The following is a 16,574-nucleotide window of genomic DNA, read 5'->3' on the forward strand; positions in this document are numbered from 1 at the left end:
TGCTCAGCCGTTCGCGAGACATTCGACCGGCAGCAATCTGCCGCCGCGGCAGCAATTGCAGATCTCGTCGTCGCTGATGGCCGCATGCGCGAAGTTGCTCGCGAGATTAGCGTCGCTGTAGGCGCGCAGCGTCTTCTCAATGCCGCGATCGAATTCGGGCGAGACGAAATGGATGCCGCCCGTGGGCGTGGCGACGAGCGTGCCGTCGCGCGCGACCAGTTCGCCGTCCTTGAACACATAAGCGGGCGACGTAAACATCCGCTCGCGGTCCGCGACATCGCGATAGACGGCAATATCCGCCGCGGCGCCCACGCCCAGATGGCCCCGGTCGCGCAGTCCGAGCAGGCGAGCCGGTCCGGCGCGCGTGATGATGGCGATCTCGTACAGCGAGAACTCGCGTTGCAACTGCGGCAACGCGCTCGCCACTTGCGCGTCGGCATTGAGCTTCGCGAGCTGCTCGTCGCGAAACGATTTGTCCATCAGCAGACGGATCAGATGCGGATAGCTCGTAAACGGGCCGCCGTTCGGATGATCGGTCGTCATCGCGACACGCCACGGGTCGTCGACCAGCAAAAAGATTTCAAGCCCGATGATCCACTGCAATGCATTCACATAGCTCTGCTCGCGATAGCGGAACGGCACCACGCCACAGCCCGCGTCGCATTCGATATCGCCGACCACCCATTTGTGCGGCCGCGCGAGCGGCGTGTTGCGGAACTGCATCATGGTGTCACCGGAGGCCGTGACGGTCTGTCCGAAGATGATCTGGCCGACGTCGATCGACACGTTCGGCCGCGCGTTCACCGCTTCCGCGATCTGCCGCGCGCCCGACGAAAATTTTTGCGGACCCTCGGTGCCATAGCTATGAAACTGGATATGCGTGAGATGGATCGGCAGCCCGTCGGCGGCATCCATGGTGGCGATCGTCGAGTCGATATTGCCGGGCACGCCGAGATTGCTCGCGTGCACATGCAGCGGATGCGGCACGCGCAGTTCGGTCAACGCGCGCGACAAAGTGTGCAGCACATCGCGCGGCGTGATGCCGTAGTGCACGTGCGGCTCGTCGACGTTGAGCGAGCGCTGGTTGAATTTGAATGCGGAGATGCCGCCCGGATTGACGACCTTCACGCCGAGCGCCTTGCTCGAGTGAATCGTCCAGCCGATGTAGTCGCGCAGACGCTCGAAGTCATTGCGTGCAGCGAGCATCTGCAGGAACAGTTCGTCGTTGCCGAGCATCACATACGCGCCGTGGTCGATGATCGGCGTATCGCCCATTTCGAGGTGCGTGTGGCGTGCGTTGGACGGCATCATGGCCGGTTCGAACGCGGCCGTGTAGCCCATCTCGGCGTAGCGGTAGCCGGTCGCGAGCGTGCCGGGCGTGCACACGCCGCACGACGGTAGCCGCAGGTAGCGGCCGTTCGCGTCCTGTACCGCTTCGTAGGCGGCGTCCCGCACAGGATCGTCGCGATGATCCTCGGGTAGCAGCAGGCGCGAAAGATTGGTCTTGCCGCCGCCGATATGCGAGTGCATGTCGATACCGCCTGCCATCACGATCATGCCGGTGGCATCGTATTCATGATCGGCCGGCGTGGTGGCGGGCAGGTCGACAACGCGGCCGTCGCGGAACGTCAGATCGCGGCGCTCGCCGTCGACGCCGTTCGCCGGGTCGTAGATCGTGCCGCCTTTGAGCCGGACGAGACTCATGACTGCACCTGTGCGGCGGGCTCGGCGACGAGTCGCGCGGCCAGTTGCGAGACGATCGCCGCCACCGAGGGCAGCGCCGCGCCTCGCGCAGGAGAGAGCGGCATGACGACCGAACCGTCGACACGAAACAGATGGCCGCCGCTATCGATGCCAGGCGTCGCGACCGGAATGAAGACCGTGGCGCCGCCGCGCGCTTTGGCGGCGTCGGCTAACGCGGGATGGCCGAGCACGATCGCCGGCACGCTCTCGTCGAGCGCTTGCGGCCATGCCGGCGGTGCGAAGCTGGCGACCCACAGCAGGGCATCAATTTCGCCCTCGGCGAGCAGTCTGGCCGTGCGATAGCGATACGGATCGTAGTCGAGCGGCGCCGCGCCGGCGATGCGTGCGGGCGTCGAGACACGCGTGCGGAGCGGCAGACCCGAGAGCCAGGTCACGGTCTGGTTGACGGACAATGCGCCGTCGTCGCCGCCCAGCGCGAGACAGCCGGCGCGTACCGTGCGGTTTGCCGCTTTGACGATCCGGTTCAAGGCTTCGATCAGCAATGCGGCGTGCGGGCCGGGCAGTGCGGCAGGCTCGTAGACGAGCACGGTGTAGTGCGCGGCGGCGATGCGCGCCTGCAGCGTGGCCAGTGCTTGTGCCGCACCCGTGCCGTCGTCTTGCAACGTGCCGGCTTCACGGCCTTCGGCTAGCGCGGACCAGAGCGCGAGCGTGTCGAAAGGATCGGCGTGCGGCAGGAGCGCTTCGATGCGCGTATTCGCCAGGCCGCTCGCAGCCGGGTCGGGCGTGCAACCGACGAACACCAGCTCGCGTTGCTGCGGCGTGCCTTCCAGCGTACGCGCGAAAAATCGCGGATAACGCTGCGACGGCTGACAGCCGAAAAACACCAGCAGATCCGCACGCGAACGCACTTCGGAAAGCGTCGTGAAAAACGAGCCGCGATCCTGCAATGACAGCGTGGCCGCGCTCATTGCATCGCCGTGCAGATGGTCGAGGATCGCGCCGCAGCCGGCGGCGAGCGTGTACAGCGCGCGGGTGCCCGCAACGTCCGTGGTCAGCGCACCGAACAACGGGCGGCGTGCCGACGACAGGATCCGCGCCGCGCTCGCCACTGCGGTATCGAGATCCGCGTCGTGTCCGTCGACGCTGTTGCGGCATGCTGCGTCCGCATTGCCGAAACACGCAAGCGCTTGCGCGAGCCGCGGGCATTCGGTATCCGGCACGGCGAGCGTGGCGTCTTCGCGCGACTCGACGACGAGGTCGTCGCACAGCAGTGGGCAGAACGGGCAGGTCCAATCGCGCGTCACCGTCGAGGCGGGCACGTTGGCCGCGGCCGACGGGTTCGGGGACGATGGATCATTGGGCGAGAGGTGCATGGCCGCATTTTTAGCAAGCTCCATGCCGATCTGAATACAAGCCGGTGGCGCGGGTGTGCGACGCGTCGCGCGTGGCTTATGTGGCCATGCGCTTAAAGCAATCGATACGGTCGCGGTTTTCGCTGCACTGCGCAGTCGTGGCGCTGATTCGGCGACGCGCCTGCCGGCTGCGCCGCACAGGTTGTGTGTCAACCTGGAGCAGAGTGTCACGAACTGCCACAACAGCTTGCCGTTCGTTTACATGCACACCCTCTCCGCCGATTGGCATGGAATTTGTATGGCTCGCTTAGGTGGACTCGGTGAGTGGCATGCCGATTCGGCGATCATGCAGCGCGGACGCCACGAGCCACGCAGAAGCGCCAGTGCGGGCTGCTGCCGCCATATCGTCGCGATCACGAATGCCGCCTGCTCCGATCACGGCGGTTTGCGCGGGTGCAGCGGCACGAATGCGTTCGACGGTGGCGAGATCGGGGCCGTCGTAGCTGCCCACCTGATCGAGTGTCATCGCGATCACTCTTCGAGGCCACCATATGGCGGTGCGTTCGAATGCGGTAGCGGTGAGCAGTTGGCCGGCGCGATGGTCGAGCGAAAGGATCGGCGAGAGTCCGGCAGCGTCGGCGGCGCAGAGCGCGTCGAGGTCGTGGAGCGACTCGGTGCCGAAGACAGGTACGAGAGTCGCAAGATCGTGCGCAGGAGGTGCGTTGTCGCGGTGGCTGTTGCGCTTGCCGGTGGCTTCGATGCGTTCGAACAGCGTATGCATCGACGAGTAGTCGGCATAGCCCGCGTCGAGCCAGATGTCAGTGCCGGGCAGGGCGGCACGCAATGCAGCGAGCGTCTCGACATGAGCGCCTTGCTGAAGGATCGCGCCGAGGTCGGCGATATAGAGCGTTCGTGCGCCGCTTGCGGCAAGCAGCGCACGGGCGATGTGAAGCGGCTCGCTGGTGGTGGCGAGCGACGAGCGGATCGGCCGATAGGCCGTGCGTTCGCCGCGCACCGCGCGCACCACGTGTCCGTCGAGCAGATCGAGAACCGGTATCACCTGCATAGGGGCGCGTTCCTTTGACCAAGATCTTTGTCTTCGAGTATCTCACCGGCGGCGGTATCGACCCGGCGCATGCCGGCGCGGCGAGTCTTGCCGACCTGAGCGCGCTGATCGTCGAAGGCCGGGTGATGCGCGACGCGCTCGTGAACGACTTGCGCGAACTCGACGGTGTGCGAGTAAGCTTCGCGAGTTCGCGCTTCGAAACCGTCGACCCGGCGCTCGCTCATTGTAGGGCCGCGCAAGGGGAGTCGATGACGGCTTTCGTCGCACGGGTGGCGCGTGAACACGATTACGCGTGGATCATCGCGCCGGAATGCGATGGGCTGCTGCTGCGTCTGTACGATGCGGTGGGCGCGGCGCGCTGGCTCGGCTGCGCGAAAGAAGCGATCCGCGTGGCGTCGAGCAAGAGCGCGACGGCGGCGTGCCTCGCGGCGCATGGCATCGCCACCACGCCTGCGATCGAACCCGGACAGATCGAACCCGGACAGGCCGAACCGGCACAGGCCGATGAGCGGCGCGGCGAGCGTTGGGTCGTGAAACCCGACGACGGCGCGGGCGGTCTCGATACCTTCGTGTTCGACAATTTCGTCGACGCCTGCGCCGAATACGAAGCCCGCGCGGCCGCCGCACGCAAACCCGTACTGCAGTCATGGGTCGAAGGCGAACCGCTCAGCCTTTCGCTCGTCTGCCGCGCCGAGGGCGTGGAACTCGTGAGCATCAACCGTCAGCAAATCAGCTTGAGCGCAGGCGACGCGGGGCAGCAACCGCGCATCGTCGAATTCGACGGCGTGACGGTCAACCAGATCGATCCGGCCGGCGACCAGGGCCGCATGCTCGACGTGCTCGCGCAACGCGTCGCGAAGGCGATGCCGGGCTTGCGCGGCTTTGTCGGCATCGACGTGGTGTGGCATCCGCAGCGCGGGCCGGTTGTGATCGAGGTCAATCCGCGGCTGACCGTCGCGTATGCCGGCCTTTCCGAGGCGCTGGGCGGCAATCTCGCACGCACGCTGCTCGCCGCGCACGGGGTGCGCATCGAACGATCCGGTCCGGCGGCGCGCAACCATGGCGCGCCGTGTGCCTGCGGAGCCCAGCCATGAGCGCCGCGCATGTCACGGTTAAGCATGCAACCCCCGCGACGGAACAACGCGCGCCCATATTCGGCTGGGATGTCGGCGGCGCGCACGTCAAGGTTTCGCTGACCGATGGCCACGGCGCCGTGCTCGACATCGCGCAATGGGCGTGTCCGCTGTGGCAGGGGCTCGACCATCTCGAGCGAACCATCGACCTCGTCTTCGAACGCTGGCCCGCCGCGCAGACAGCGGCCGCGCAACACGCGGTGACAATGACCGGCGAGATGGTCGACCTGTTCGAGGACCGCGCGCAAGGCGTGCGGGCGATCGCCGCCGCGCTGGCGCAGCGGCTCGGGCCGCGGCTGCGCTTCTACGCCGGCGACGCAGGCTGGCTTACGCCGCAGACCTGCGCGGCCGGCTGGCGCAGCGTCGCCTCGGCGAACTGGCTCGCGACCGCGCGCTGGGTGGCGGCACGCGTATCCGACGCGCTGCTCGTCGACATCGGCAGCACCACCACCGACATCATTCCGCTCGCGGGCGGCTGTGTCGTCGCGCGTGCCGCGACCGATGCCGGGCGGCTCGCCACGGGCGAACTCGTGTACCAGGGCGTGGTGCGGACGCCGTTGTGCGGTATCGCGCAGCGCATCGAATTCGCCGGGGCGGCCGTCAACGTGATGAACGAATGGTTTGCGACCACGGCGGACGTCTACCGGCTCACGGGTGAACTGGCGCCGCAGTACGACCTTTACCCGAGCGCCGACCAGGGACCGAAGACGCAGAGCGCAAGCCGCACACGGCTCGCGCGGATGATCGGCCGGGATGCCCATGAAGCGGACCCGGCCGAATGGCGCAGGTTCGCGCTCCGCTGGCGCGAGTTGCAGATGCGCGAAATCGGCGTGAATCTGGCGCGCGTGACGGCGGCGCACCCTGAACTCGCCGCCGCGCCGCTGGTGGGCGCCGGCTGCGGACGTTTTCTCGCGGCGGCGCTGGCGCGCGAAGAGGCGCGTGGCTACATCGATTTCGGCGCGCTGGCGGCGGTGCCGGCGAGCCGCCTGGACTGGGCCGCGACGTGCGCGCCGAGTGTGGCGGTGGCATTGCTGGCGGCGTTGCACCACAGCGAAGCCATCGACGAAAACCGCAGCGCGGCGCCGCGGGCGGCGTGAGGCGAACGACTTGAGGCGAACGACTCGGCGTGGCGCAGGTTTGCCGCGCGAGGCGGAAAAGCCGCTGCCAGACGCGGCGCAACAGGCAGACGTGTCACGCAGTTGAGCAAACAGCAGGCAAATGCAGTCAATCGGAAGCGAGGACAACGGTCATGTGGGTGGTCAAGATCGGGGGCAGCCTGAGTCACGAGCCGACGCTGCGCCACTGGCTCACCGAGCTCTGTGAAGTGGGGGGCGGGCGCGTCGTCATCGTGCCCGGTGGCGGCGATTTCGCGGACAAGGTGCGGCAATACCAGAGCGAGTGGCGCTTCGACGATCTCGCCGCCCATAACATGTGTCTGCTCGCCATGACGCAATACGCGATTCTCATGCAAGGGGTGTTGCCTGAACTCGTGCTCGCTTCGAGCGAGGCGAAGATCCGCCGAGCGCTGCGCGACGGCCATGTCGCCGTATGGGTGCCGACCGCGCTGATGCGCGACACGCCGGACGCGATGAGCAATTGGGACACCACCTCGGACAGCCTCGCCGCATGGCTCTCGACGATGCTCAACGCCGAGCGGCTGATCGTGGTGAAGTCATGCCCGATCTCCGAGGGCGAGCGGCTCGAGACGCTGGCCGCGAGCGGCGTGGTCGACCGGTGTTTCGTCGACTATGTGAACGAAGCCAACTACGTGGTCGAACTGCTCAACAAGGACAATGTCGCGTTGATGCGCGACCGGCTGCTGAATACGCCGGTGAGCTAGCGTTTCGCCGCGTTGCGTGTCGCCGTCCGTGCGGCGACATGCGACGAAATGCGACGACTTGCAACGACATGCAACGACATGCGCAAGCGGCAAGCGCGCCTTAGAAATGGGCCACGCCCGCGGCGCTCGCATCCGCTGCGGCAACGGCGCCGCTCACCTCGCCCGCAGGACGATGCAGCGCGGCGGCCCATTGCGCGACGCGTTGCGGATCGAGCCGCGAGCGCCGTCCATCGACACAGAGCGCCGTGCGAAAACCCGCCACATCCGGCGCGAGCGCACGAATCTGGTCGTACTGCGCCCAGCCGAGCGAACCGGCAATGCCGCTCATGGCGCCGCGCTCGCGTGTGATCCGCAGCCACTGCGCGAGCGTGTCGCTATCCACGTGGTCGAACAGCGTGCTGCCGTCTTTGCCGGACGTGTCGAACATCACGCCCACGAAGCCGAGCGTGGCCGCGTAAGCGACCAGCTCGCCGTCCATGCCGCCGTCGCACAGCAGCACGGGCACGACCGCCGCCGGCAGGCTGGCCAGTTGATCGAGGCAGCGCCGCGCGCCCGGTCCGGGCGTCACGCCCACTTTCACATAATCGACGCCCGCGCCGCTGACTTCGATGACGCGTGTGGCGATCTCGTCCAGTGCGGCCGACGGCACGTCGCCAATCGTCGCGCTGATCGGCTTGACCGGGTAATGGGCGCGCAGCCGGCGCGCGATCCGCGTGATGTCGCTAATCGACACACCGCCGAGCGCACCCGCGTTCGGCTCCTTCAGGTCGATCAGGTCGGCGCCGGCCTGGGCGGCGTCGAACGCCTCGTCGTCCGAGCGGACGCTCGCGAGCAATGCGGTCATCGAGATTCTCCGAAACACGGGAAAGGCTAGTGGGATACCAGTTCGGCGGCCGAACCGCCGGAAGCTGCGAGATTGTCGCGGTGCCGCGCGATCGCGGCCGTGAGCCAGCTCCAGGCGGTGAGTTCGACCTCGCCAGCGGTTTTGTCGATGGCGATCTGCAGGTAGGCCATTTCGCGGTCCACCTTGTCGGCGGGCAGCATGAAAAGCCGGCTGACGAGAATCGCGCCTTCCACCACCGCGGCCTGGGCGCGGTTAAAGCCGCCGAACGGCGCATGGTTTTCGCGGTGCACGCATTTCATGCGCAGCACCGGGCGCTCGTTGTCGTCGCGGAGTTCGTCGAGTTCGAGTTCCGTATGCGCGAGCGACTCGGCGAGCCTGACGCTGGCCACGCGGCTTGCCGCGAGTGTCGGCCAATCGGTGGCGCAATGCGTGACGCAGCCGGCGAAGATGCGCACGTCCGTGGTGAAGTTCAATACCGCGGCGCGCGATGCGACGATATTGTCGAGCGTCACCGAAGGACGAAAAGGGGAGAGGATGACGAAGTCGCCCTCATAACGGGCTCCCATCGGCGCGATATGAGGACGGCCATCGCACGCTGCCGTGGTGACGATCGTTTCGTGGATCATGGCTGGGAACGCGTGTCCTGGCAGCGCCGAAAGGCCGGCCGTCTAGCTAGGGATTAACCCACCAATCCGCAGAAGGGCCGCGTCTCGCGGCCCTTGCGGGCTTAACGCGTAGCGATATACATCGTGATTTCGAAACCAAAACGCATATCGGTGTAGCTCGGAGTCGTCCATTGCATATGTGCTTCCTCCATGTAGTGATACAGCGTTGCGCCGTCGGTCCGGCGTGATGCCGAACTGCATTGGCGTTCATTACCACGCAAGCTCCATGCCGGGTTTTCGACCACGCGGCGTGGACCGCGCACTGACGCGCCGCAATACAGCGTTTGCCGAATTGCACCGGCGCGGCGACCGGGCGGGCGGCACGAAACTGTGACGCCGCGCACTGTTCCGGGAATGCAGCAAAGTGTTCCATGACGGGCAGACGCTTGCTGTCCTCCTGTCACGCCATGCTTGCAGTTCCCATATGAACCATTGTCCACCGTTCCGAGCGCGGGTGTTGAAAATTCGCTTCGCGTTTCCGTGATGGATAACGGATCGGTTAAGTCTGCCAAATAAAATCGTGAATTCTCAATGACTGCGTTCATGCCTACAGTGCACACAAGCGCTTCGTTCTTCTGGCAGCGCGCCTGTTCACACTCGAGGATACGTCATGAACGATTTCAGTCAACCGGTGATCGATTCCATACACAAGCCGCGCGATGCGGCGAACCCTCGCGAACGGTACGCCGCGGGCGTGATGAAGTATCGCGAGATGGGCTACTGGCAGCCGGATTACACGCCGAAAGATACCGACGTGATCGCGCTCTTTCGCATTACGCCGCAACCCGGCGTGGATCCGGAGGAGGCGGCGGCGGCCGTGGCAGGCGAATCGTCCACGGCGACCTGGACCGTGGTGTGGACCGACCGGCTGACCGCATGCGACATGTACCGCGCGAAAGCCTATCGTGTCGATCCGGTGCCGGCCTCGAACGCCGGCGAACCGCAGTACTTCGCGTATATCGCCTATGAGCTCGATCTGTTCGAAGAAGGGTCGGTCGCGAACCTGACCGCGTCGATCATCGGCAATGTGTTCGGCTTCAAACCGCTCAAGGCGCTGCGTCTCGAAGACATGCGCATACCTGTTGCTTATCTGAAGACCTTCCAGGGGCCGCCGACCGGCATCGTCGTCGAACGTGAACGGCTCGACAAGTACGGACGGCCGCTCCTTGGGGCCACCGTCAAGCCGAAACTGGGACTGTCGGGCAAGAACTATGGTCGCGTGGTGTACGAAGGATTGAGTGGCGGGCTGGATTTTCTGAAGGACGACGAGAACATCAATTCGCAGGCGTTCATGCACTGGCGCGACCGTTTTCTGTTTGCGATGGAAGCGGTGAATCACGCGCAAGCGCAGACGGGTGAAGTGAAAGGGCATTACCTGAACGTGACGGCCGGCACGATGGAGGACATGTATGAGCGCGCCGAATTCGCGAAGGAACTGGGTTCATGCATCGTAATGATCGATCTGGTGATCGGCTGGACCGCGATTCAATCGATGGCGCGCTGGGCGCGCAGGAACGACATGATCCTGCACCTGCATCGCGCGGGACACAGCACCTATACGCGCCAGCGCAATCACGGCATTTCGTTTCGCGTGATCGCGAAGTGGCTGCGTATGGCGGGCGTCGATCACGCGCATGCGGGCACGGCGGTCGGCAAGCTCGAAGGCGATCCGCTGTCGGTGCAGGGCTATTACAACGTGTGCCGCGAGGCGCACAACGAGGTCGACCTGTCGCGCGGGATTTTCTTCGACCAGCCGTGGGCCGGCCTGCGCAAAGTGATGCCGGTGGCCTCGGGCGGTATTCATGCGGGACAGATGCATCAACTGCTCGATCTGTTTGGCGACGACGCGATCCTGCAGTTCGGCGGCGGCACGATCGGCCATCCGGCCGGGATTCAGGCGGGCGCGGTGGCCAATCGCGTCGCGCTCGAAGCCATGGTGAAGGCGCGCAACGAGGGCCGCGACATCGTTCACGAAGGGCCGGACATTCTCGAAGCCGCGGCGCGCTGGTGTACGCCGCTCAAGCAGGCGCTCGATACGTGGCGGGACGTGACCTTCAACTACGCGTCCACCGACACGCCGGATTTCGCCGCCACGCCGACCGCCGCTTGAGCGGCGGGCATTTGAAGATTCTCCGCGCAGGTCTGACCGCAATGCCGCCGCACTGCGCGGGAGACTGTCGGCGCCGTTCCGAACGCTGCATTCATCAACGAGGTACGTCATGCGTATTACACAGGGCACGTTTTCCTTCTTGCCGGAATTGACCGACGAGGAGATCAGCTTGCAGATCGACTATGCTCTGCGCCAAGGCTGGGCCTGTTCGGTCGAATTCACCGACGACCCGCATCCGCGCAACACCTATTGGGAAATGTGGGGCCTGCCGATGTTCGATCTGCACGATGCGGCCGGCGTGATGCAGGAAGTGAAGGCGTGCCGCGAGGCGCAGCCGCAGCACTACATCAAGATCAACGCATTCGACTCGGTGCGCGGCTTCGAGACGATGCGGCTGTCGTTCATCGTCAACCGTCCGGACGGGGAGCCAGGGTTCCGCCTGACGCGTCAGGACGGCCCGGGACGGGTGCAGCGTTACGGGTTGTCGGGCTACGCGGGCGACCGGCCGTCGGGTGAGCGATACGGGCCGGCGCGTTAGAGGATGGCCTCGCAATGCGAGGCTCGATGAACCGCCATGAGCAGAAGGAGTGGCCATGACCGAAGCTGCCGCCATCGACGCGAACGCGCCGGACACGAACGCGCCGGTTTCCGCAGAGCGGGACGCTGCCGCTGCCGCGCTGCACGACAGGCGCGCGCCAGCGCCGCAGGTCGATCTCGCCGCGCTCTATCGCGATTCCGGCATCGGCGACGTGCTCGCCGAACTCGACCGCGATCTGGTCGGGCTCGTTCCGGTGAAGACCCGCATTCGCGAGATCGCGGCGCATCTGCTGGTTGAGCGCGCGCGCGATTCGCTCGGTCTCGCGAGTGGCGCGCCCACCTTGCATATGTGCTTCTCGGGCAATCCCGGCACGGGCAAGACCACCGTCGCGCTGCGCATGGCCGAAGTGCTGCACCGGCTCGGCTACATTCGCCGCAATCATCTGGTTTCAGTTACGCGCGACGATCTGGTCGGCCAGTACATCGGCCATACCGCGCCGAAAACGCGCGATGTACTGAAACGCGCGATGGGCGGCGTGCTGTTCATCGACGAAGCGTATTACCTGTACCGCCCGGAAAACGAACGCGATTACGGTCAGGAGGCGATCGAAATCCTGCTTCAGACCATGGAGAACCAGCGCGACGATCTGGTGGTGGTTCTGGCCGGATACGCGGATCGCATGGAAGTATTCTTCGAGAGCAATCCGGGCTTTCGCTCGCGCATTGCGCATCACATCACGTTTCCCGACTACGACGGCGCGGAACTGCTTGACATCGCCGAGCGCATGCTCGCGACGATGCACTACCGTTTCGACGCCGATTCGCGGCGTGCTTTCGCGGACTATCTGGCCCTGCGCACCCGACAGGCGAATTTCGCCAACGCCCGCTCGGTGCGCAATGCACTCGATCGCTCACGGCTGCGCCAGGCCAATCGTCTCTTCGCCACGGCGATGCAAGGCGGCGCGCCGATCGACGCAGCCGCGCTCACCCTGATCGCCGCCGCCGACGTGCGTGCGAGCCGCGTGTTCACTGAACCGCTCGCCGCAAACGCCGGGGCGCCTGCGTCCTCTCATGCAACGCGCGCCGTGCCGGCGCCGCCAGGCTAAACGAAAACAATCCTCAGGAGATCGCTATGCAAGACGGACGTACGACGCTTTCGAAGTTTCTGATCGACACCCTCGACCGCCAGCCCAGTTCGGCGGGGACGGTACGTAACGCCGGCCTCTCGGCGCTCCTGATCGACGTCGCCGCCGCGATCAAGTCGATCTCCGCGATGCTCACCAAAGGCGCGCTCGGCGGCAACTACGGTTCCGCGCAAAGTCTCAACACGCACGGCGAAGAGCAGAAGAAACTCGATGTCGCGACCAACGAAATCTTCGTGCAGCAATGCGAATGGGACGGACTGCTGGCGGCGATGGCGTCCGAGGAAATGGAGAGCGTCTATTCGATTCCGCCTGGCTACCCGCGTGGCGACTATCTGCTCGCCTTCGATCCGCTCGATGGTTCGTCGAATATCGACATCAACGGTGTGGTGGGGTCGATCTTTTCGGTGCTGCGCAATGGCGACGGCAGCGTGGACAGCAGCGTGGACGGCAACGCGGGCGAGCCGCGCGGCACGATCGGCGAATCCGCGTTTTTGCGGCCGGGCCGCGAACAGGTGGCGGCGGGTTACGCCGTCTACGGCCCGTCGACCATGCTCGTGCTCTCGGTCGGCAACGGTACGCACGGCTTCACGCTGGAGCGCGACATCGGCAACTTCGTGCTCACGCATTCGAATATCCGCATTCCCGAAGACACCGTCGAGTTCGCGATCAACGCGTCCAACGAACGGTTCTGGGAACCGCCGGTGCGCCGCTATGTGCAGGAGTGCAAGGACGGGCGCAGCGGATGCCGCGCGAGCGACTTCAACATGCGCTGGATCGCCTCGATGGTCGCCGAGGTGCATCGCATCCTCATGCGCGGCGGCGTGTTCATGTACCCGCGCGACTCGAAGACGGCGGCTATGGAAGGGCGCTTGCGGCTTCTGTATGAAGCCAGCCCGATGAGTTTTCTCGTCGAACAGGCGGGCGGTCTGTCGATCACCGGGCGCGAGCGCATTCTCGACGTGGTGCCGCGCGCGCTGCATGGACGCGTGCCGGTGATTCTCGGCTCGAAGAACGAGGTGGAGCGCATCGGCCGCTATCACGGTGAATACGACCGCGGCGAGGATCAGCCCTTCAGCTCACCGCTTTTCAGCCGGCGCTCGCTGTTCCTGCCGGGTTTCACCGCCTAGCGGTCCGAATACCCAGGCTCGCGAAGCGCGGCCGAGCAGAACACTACTATCCGGAGACAAGCGCATGTCAGTCAAACACCCGATCATCGCGGTGACCGGTTCGAGCGGCGCCGGCACAACGACCGTGATGAAGAGCTTCACCCATATTTTCCGGCGCGAAAAGATCAACGCGCAGATCGTGGAAGGCGATGCTTTTCATCGTTATGACCGCAACGGCATGCGCGAGGCCATGAAAGAGCACGAGCGGGATGGCGCGCCGAATTTCAGCCATTTTGGACCGCAAGCGAATCTCCTCGAAGAACTCGAGTCCCTGTTCGCCAGTTACGGCGAGAACGGCACCGGAAGGTTGCGCCACTACGTGCATGACGAACCCGAAACGCGGCTCTACAAGCAGGATGCCGGAACTTTCACGCCGTGGGAGGACGTGACGCCCGACACGGACCTGATGTTCTATGAAGGGCTGCACGGCGCGGTGGTGACCGACGATATCGACATTGCGCGGCACGCGGATCTGCTGATCGGCGTCGTGCCGATCATCAACCTCGAATGGATCCAGAAACTGCATCGCGATCAGACCATGCGCGGTTACTCGCACGAGGCCGTGGTCGATACGATCCTGCGGCGCATGCCTGACTACGTGAACTACATTTGCCCGCAGTTCTCGCGCACGCATGTGAACTTCCAGCGCGTGCCGACGGTGGATACATCGAATCCGTTTATCGCGCGTGAAATTCCGCAACCGGACGAGAGCTTCGTCGTGATCCGTTTCGCTCGCTCGAAGGGGATCGACTTCCAGTATCTGCTGACCATGCTGCACGACTCGTTCATGTCGCGCCCGAATGTGATCGTCGTGCCGGGCGGCAAGATGGGTCTGGCGATGCAGCTGATTTTCACGCCGATGATTCTGCAACTGGTCGACCGTCGGGCGCGCGCCTGAGGCGCCGCGCAACACGGTCCGTCCATTTCGAGCAAGGAGACATTCGATGAGTGCCGTCGCAGAATCCGTCGCAACACCCGCAACCCGGCTGATGGCCGACGCGCTGCGCATGCTCGCGATCGATGCGGTCGAAGCCGCAAAGTCCGGTCATCCCGGCATGCCACTCGGCATGGCCGAGATTGCCGTCGCGCTGTGGGACCGGCATCTGAAACACAATCCGCGTCATCCGGCGTGGCCCGACCGCGACCGCTTCGTGTTGTCGAACGGGCACGGCTCCATGCTGTTGTATGGGTTGCTGCATCTCACCGGCTACGACCTGCCGATCGAGGAACTCAAGCGGTTCAGGCAATTGCACAGCAAAACGCCCGGGCATCCTGAAGTGGGCGTGACCCCCGGCGTCGAAACGACCACTGGCCCGCTCGGGCAGGGATTGGCGAACGCTGTCGGCATGGCGCTCGCCGAGGCGCTGCTCGCGCGCGAATTCAACCGGCCCGGCCATTCCATCGTCGATCATCGCACGTATGTATTTGCCGGCGACGGCTGCATGATGGAGGGCATTTCGCACGAGGCGGCCTCGCTCGCCGGCACCTTGAAGCTCGACAAGCTCACGGTGCTGTACGACGACAATGGCATCTCGATCGACGGCCACGTCGCGCAGTGGTTCGGCGACGACACCCCGGCGCGTTTCGCGGCGTACGGCTGGCATGTCGTGCGCGAAGTGGACGGACACGACGTGGACGCGGTCGACCAGGCCTTGGCGCGCGCACGCGCAACGGACCGGCCGACGCTGATTTGCTGCCGCACGGTGATCGGCAAGGGGTCGCCGTCAAAAGCGGGTACGCACGATGTACACGGCGCGCCGCTCGGCGCCGACGAAGTCGCGAACATGCGGCGGGTGCTCGGTTGGCCGCATGCGCCGTTCGCAATGCCCGCAGAGGTTCGCGCGCTGTGGGACGCGAGCGAGCGGGGCGCGAGCGCTGAAGGCGACTGGAACACGCGTTTCGCAGCCTATCGCAAGCACTATCCGCATGAAGCGGCCGAGTTCGAGCGCCGCACGCAAGGCACGCTGCCCGCGCAGTGGCGCGATGCGGTCCGCGCGATGGTGCGCGACGCGGACCACGCGGCCGAATCGATTGCAACCCGCAAGGCCTCGCAGCAGGCAATCACCGTGCTGGCTCGCGCATTGCCCGAACTGTTGGGCGGTTCGGCCGACCTGACCGGCTCGAACCTCACCAACTGGAAAACCTCGGTCGACGTGCACGCCGACGACAACGGACTGCGAGGCGGCAACTATCTGCACTACGGCGTGCGCGAATTCGGCATGAGCGCGGTGATGAACGGCATCGCGCTGCATCGCGGGCATATTCCGTTCGGCGGCACCTTCCTCACGTTCTCCGATTATTCGCGCAGCGCGTTACGCATGGCCGCGTTAATGAAGACCCGTTCGATCTTCGTGTTCACGCACGACTCGATCGGCCTCGGCGAAGACGGGCCGACGCATCAGTCGGTAGAGCACGCGGCGAGTTTGCGGCTGATTCCCGGACTCGATGTCTGGCGTCCGTGCGACACCGTCGAAACCGCTCGCGCGTGGGCGAGCGCGGTGGAACGCGACGGCCCGTCGTGCCTGCTGTTGAGCCGCCAGAATCTGCCGTTCGCCGCACGCAGCGGCGAACAGATCGACGCGATCGAGCGCGGCGGCTATGTGTTGCGCGACTGGCCGGCGCAAGCTGGGCAAGCGCGGGTCGTGCTGATCGCCACCGGCTCGGAAGTCTCACTTGCGCTCGATGCTGTCGTGCTGCTCGCCGAAGCGGGCATCGCCGCGCGGGTCGTGTCGATGCCGTCCACCAGCGTGTTCGACCGGCAGCCCGGCGCATGGCGCGACGCGGTCCTGCCGCCGGGTGTGCCGCGCGTCGCGGTCGAAGCGGGCGTGCGGGCGTTCTGGCGGCAATACGTGGGACTCGAAGGCGGCGTGGTGGGTATCGATACCTTCGGCGAATCCGCCCCCGCTGCCGCGCTGTTCGAGCATTTCGATCTGACCGCGCGGGCCGTGGTGGACGAAGCCCGCCGCGTCGCGCAACGCGCGCGATAACGCCGCCATGCGGCACGCCGCGACC

General features: G+C 65.4%; 15 protein-coding genes. 9 read left to right on the top strand and 6 right to left on the bottom strand.

Features of this window, described 5'->3' with window-relative positions; genetic code table 11:
• Nucleotides 1-3: 3 nt before the first annotated feature.
• From P0D71_RS23315 to P0D71_RS23325, 3 genes are all read right to left on the bottom strand, one after another.
• Complete coding sequence (locus P0D71_RS23315; RefSeq protein WP_408184199.1) at nucleotides 4-1,704, bottom strand: formylmethanofuran dehydrogenase subunit A; 1,701 nt, start codon at nucleotides 1,702-1,704, stop codon at nucleotides 4-6.
• Nucleotides 1,701-3,077, bottom strand: a complete 1,377-nt coding sequence (locus P0D71_RS23320; protein ID WP_408482403.1) for a molybdopterin-binding domain-containing protein — start codon at nucleotides 3,075-3,077, stop codon at nucleotides 1,701-1,703. The genes P0D71_RS23315 and P0D71_RS23320 overlap by 4 nt, the downstream gene beginning before the upstream one ends.
• 286 nt (nucleotides 3,078-3,363) lie before the next feature.
• Complete coding sequence (locus P0D71_RS23325; RefSeq protein WP_408482319.1) at nucleotides 3,364-4,122, bottom strand: HisA/HisF-related TIM barrel protein; 759 nt, start codon at nucleotides 4,120-4,122, stop codon at nucleotides 3,364-3,366.
• Nucleotides 4,123-4,136: 14 nt separating this feature from the next.
• Here P0D71_RS23325 and P0D71_RS23330 point away from each other — a divergent pair, with 14 nt between their 5' ends.
• From P0D71_RS23330 to P0D71_RS23340, 3 genes are all read left to right on the top strand, one after another.
• Complete coding sequence (locus P0D71_RS23330; RefSeq protein WP_408482321.1) at nucleotides 4,137-5,216, top strand: ATP-grasp domain-containing protein; 1,080 nt, start codon at nucleotides 4,137-4,139, stop codon at nucleotides 5,214-5,216.
• Nucleotides 5,213-6,352 carry a hydantoinase/oxoprolinase family protein gene (locus P0D71_RS23335; RefSeq protein WP_408482323.1) on the top strand — a complete coding sequence of 380 codons (1,140 nt, stop codon included), beginning with the start codon at nucleotides 5,213-5,215 and terminating at the stop codon, nucleotides 6,350-6,352. Before P0D71_RS23330 ends, P0D71_RS23335 begins: the two co-directional genes overlap by 4 nt.
• Before the next feature lie 152 nt (nucleotides 6,353-6,504).
• A complete protein-coding gene (locus P0D71_RS23340) occupies nucleotides 6,505-7,095 on the top strand; it encodes an amino acid kinase family protein (protein WP_091803572.1) in 591 nt (196 codons plus the stop codon).
• Between the two features lie 100 nt (nucleotides 7,096-7,195).
• On the opposite strand, the gene P0D71_RS23345 is transcribed toward P0D71_RS23340, so the two are convergent.
• The 3 genes from P0D71_RS23345 to pqqA all read right to left on the bottom strand — a co-directional run bounded on the left by P0D71_RS23345 (nucleotide 7,196) and on the right by pqqA (nucleotide 8,741).
• Complete coding sequence (locus P0D71_RS23345; RefSeq protein WP_408482325.1) at nucleotides 7,196-7,939, bottom strand: (5-formylfuran-3-yl)methyl phosphate synthase; 744 nt, start codon at nucleotides 7,937-7,939, stop codon at nucleotides 7,196-7,198.
• A 26-nt stretch (nucleotides 7,940-7,965) separates the two neighbouring features.
• A complete protein-coding gene (locus tag P0D71_RS23350; protein ID WP_408482326.1) occupies nucleotides 7,966-8,565 on the bottom strand; it encodes a DUF447 domain-containing protein in 600 nt (199 codons plus the stop codon).
• A 101-nt stretch (nucleotides 8,566-8,666) separates the two neighbouring features.
• The gene (pqqA, locus tag P0D71_RS23355; protein ID WP_013342881.1) at nucleotides 8,667-8,741 is read right to left on the bottom strand and encodes a pyrroloquinoline quinone precursor peptide PqqA; all 75 of its coding nucleotides are present in this window, start codon (nucleotides 8,739-8,741) and stop codon (nucleotides 8,667-8,669) included.
• A 473-nt stretch (nucleotides 8,742-9,214) separates the two neighbouring features.
• Here pqqA and P0D71_RS23360 point away from each other — a divergent pair, with 473 nt between their 5' ends.
• From P0D71_RS23360 to tkt, 6 genes are all read left to right on the top strand, one after another.
• Nucleotides 9,215-10,714 carry a form I ribulose bisphosphate carboxylase large subunit gene (locus tag P0D71_RS23360; RefSeq protein WP_408302600.1) on the top strand — a complete coding sequence of 500 codons (1,500 nt, stop codon included), beginning with the start codon at nucleotides 9,215-9,217 and terminating at the stop codon, nucleotides 10,712-10,714.
• Between the two features lie 109 nt (nucleotides 10,715-10,823).
• Complete coding sequence (locus P0D71_RS23365) at nucleotides 10,824-11,252, top strand: ribulose bisphosphate carboxylase small subunit (protein ID WP_408302602.1); 429 nt, start codon at nucleotides 10,824-10,826, stop codon at nucleotides 11,250-11,252.
• Nucleotides 11,253-11,307: 55 nt separating this feature from the next.
• Nucleotides 11,308-12,357, top strand: coding sequence for a CbbX protein (gene cbbX, locus P0D71_RS23370; protein ID WP_408482328.1), 1,050 nt, complete (start codon nucleotides 11,308-11,310; stop codon nucleotides 12,355-12,357).
• A gap of 26 nt (nucleotides 12,358-12,383) precedes the next feature.
• A complete protein-coding gene (locus P0D71_RS23375; protein WP_408302606.1) occupies nucleotides 12,384-13,523 on the top strand; it encodes a class 1 fructose-bisphosphatase in 1,140 nt (379 codons plus the stop codon).
• A gap of 64 nt (nucleotides 13,524-13,587) precedes the next feature.
• The gene (locus P0D71_RS23380) at nucleotides 13,588-14,460 is read left to right on the top strand and encodes a phosphoribulokinase (protein WP_091803556.1); all 873 of its coding nucleotides are present in this window, start codon (nucleotides 13,588-13,590) and stop codon (nucleotides 14,458-14,460) included.
• 46 nt (nucleotides 14,461-14,506) lie between these two features.
• Nucleotides 14,507-16,549 carry a transketolase gene (gene tkt, locus P0D71_RS23385; protein WP_408482330.1) on the top strand — a complete coding sequence of 681 codons (2,043 nt, stop codon included), beginning with the start codon at nucleotides 14,507-14,509 and terminating at the stop codon, nucleotides 16,547-16,549.
• Nucleotides 16,550-16,574 lie beyond the last annotated feature (25 nt).

The organism is Paraburkholderia sp. RL17-383-BIF-A (genome assembly GCF_046028015.1).
GTDB lineage: Bacteria > Pseudomonadota > Gammaproteobacteria > Burkholderiales > Burkholderiaceae > Paraburkholderia.

Coding starts and splice junctions, on each gene's coding strand:
- P0D71_RS23315 (WP_408184199.1), bottom strand. CDS start 1,704: ATGAGTCTCGTCCGGCTCAAAGGCGGCACGATCTACGACCCGGCGAAC.
- P0D71_RS23320 (WP_408482403.1), bottom strand. CDS start 3,077: ATGCACCTCTCGCCCAATGATCCATCGTCCCCGAACCCGTCGGCCGCG.
- P0D71_RS23325 (WP_408482319.1), bottom strand. CDS start 4,122: ATGCAGGTGATACCGGTTCTCGATCTGCTCGACGGACACGTGGTGCGC.
- P0D71_RS23335 (WP_408482323.1), top strand. CDS start 5,213: ATGAGCGCCGCGCATGTCACGGTTAAGCATGCAACCCCCGCGACGGAA.
- P0D71_RS23340 (WP_091803572.1), top strand. CDS start 6,505: ATGTGGGTGGTCAAGATCGGGGGCAGCCTGAGTCACGAGCCGACGCTG.
- P0D71_RS23345 (WP_408482325.1), bottom strand. CDS start 7,939: ATGACCGCATTGCTCGCGAGCGTCCGCTCGGACGACGAGGCGTTCGAC.
- P0D71_RS23350 (WP_408482326.1), bottom strand. CDS start 8,565: ATGATCCACGAAACGATCGTCACCACGGCAGCGTGCGATGGCCGTCCT.
- P0D71_RS23360 (WP_408302600.1), top strand. CDS start 9,215: ATGAACGATTTCAGTCAACCGGTGATCGATTCCATACACAAGCCGCGC.
- P0D71_RS23365 (WP_408302602.1), top strand. CDS start 10,824: ATGCGTATTACACAGGGCACGTTTTCCTTCTTGCCGGAATTGACCGAC.
- cbbX (WP_408482328.1), top strand. CDS start 11,308: ATGACCGAAGCTGCCGCCATCGACGCGAACGCGCCGGACACGAACGCG.
- P0D71_RS23375 (WP_408302606.1), top strand. CDS start 12,384: ATGCAAGACGGACGTACGACGCTTTCGAAGTTTCTGATCGACACCCTC.
- P0D71_RS23380 (WP_091803556.1), top strand. CDS start 13,588: ATGTCAGTCAAACACCCGATCATCGCGGTGACCGGTTCGAGCGGCGCC.
- tkt (WP_408482330.1), top strand. CDS start 14,507: ATGAGTGCCGTCGCAGAATCCGTCGCAACACCCGCAACCCGGCTGATG.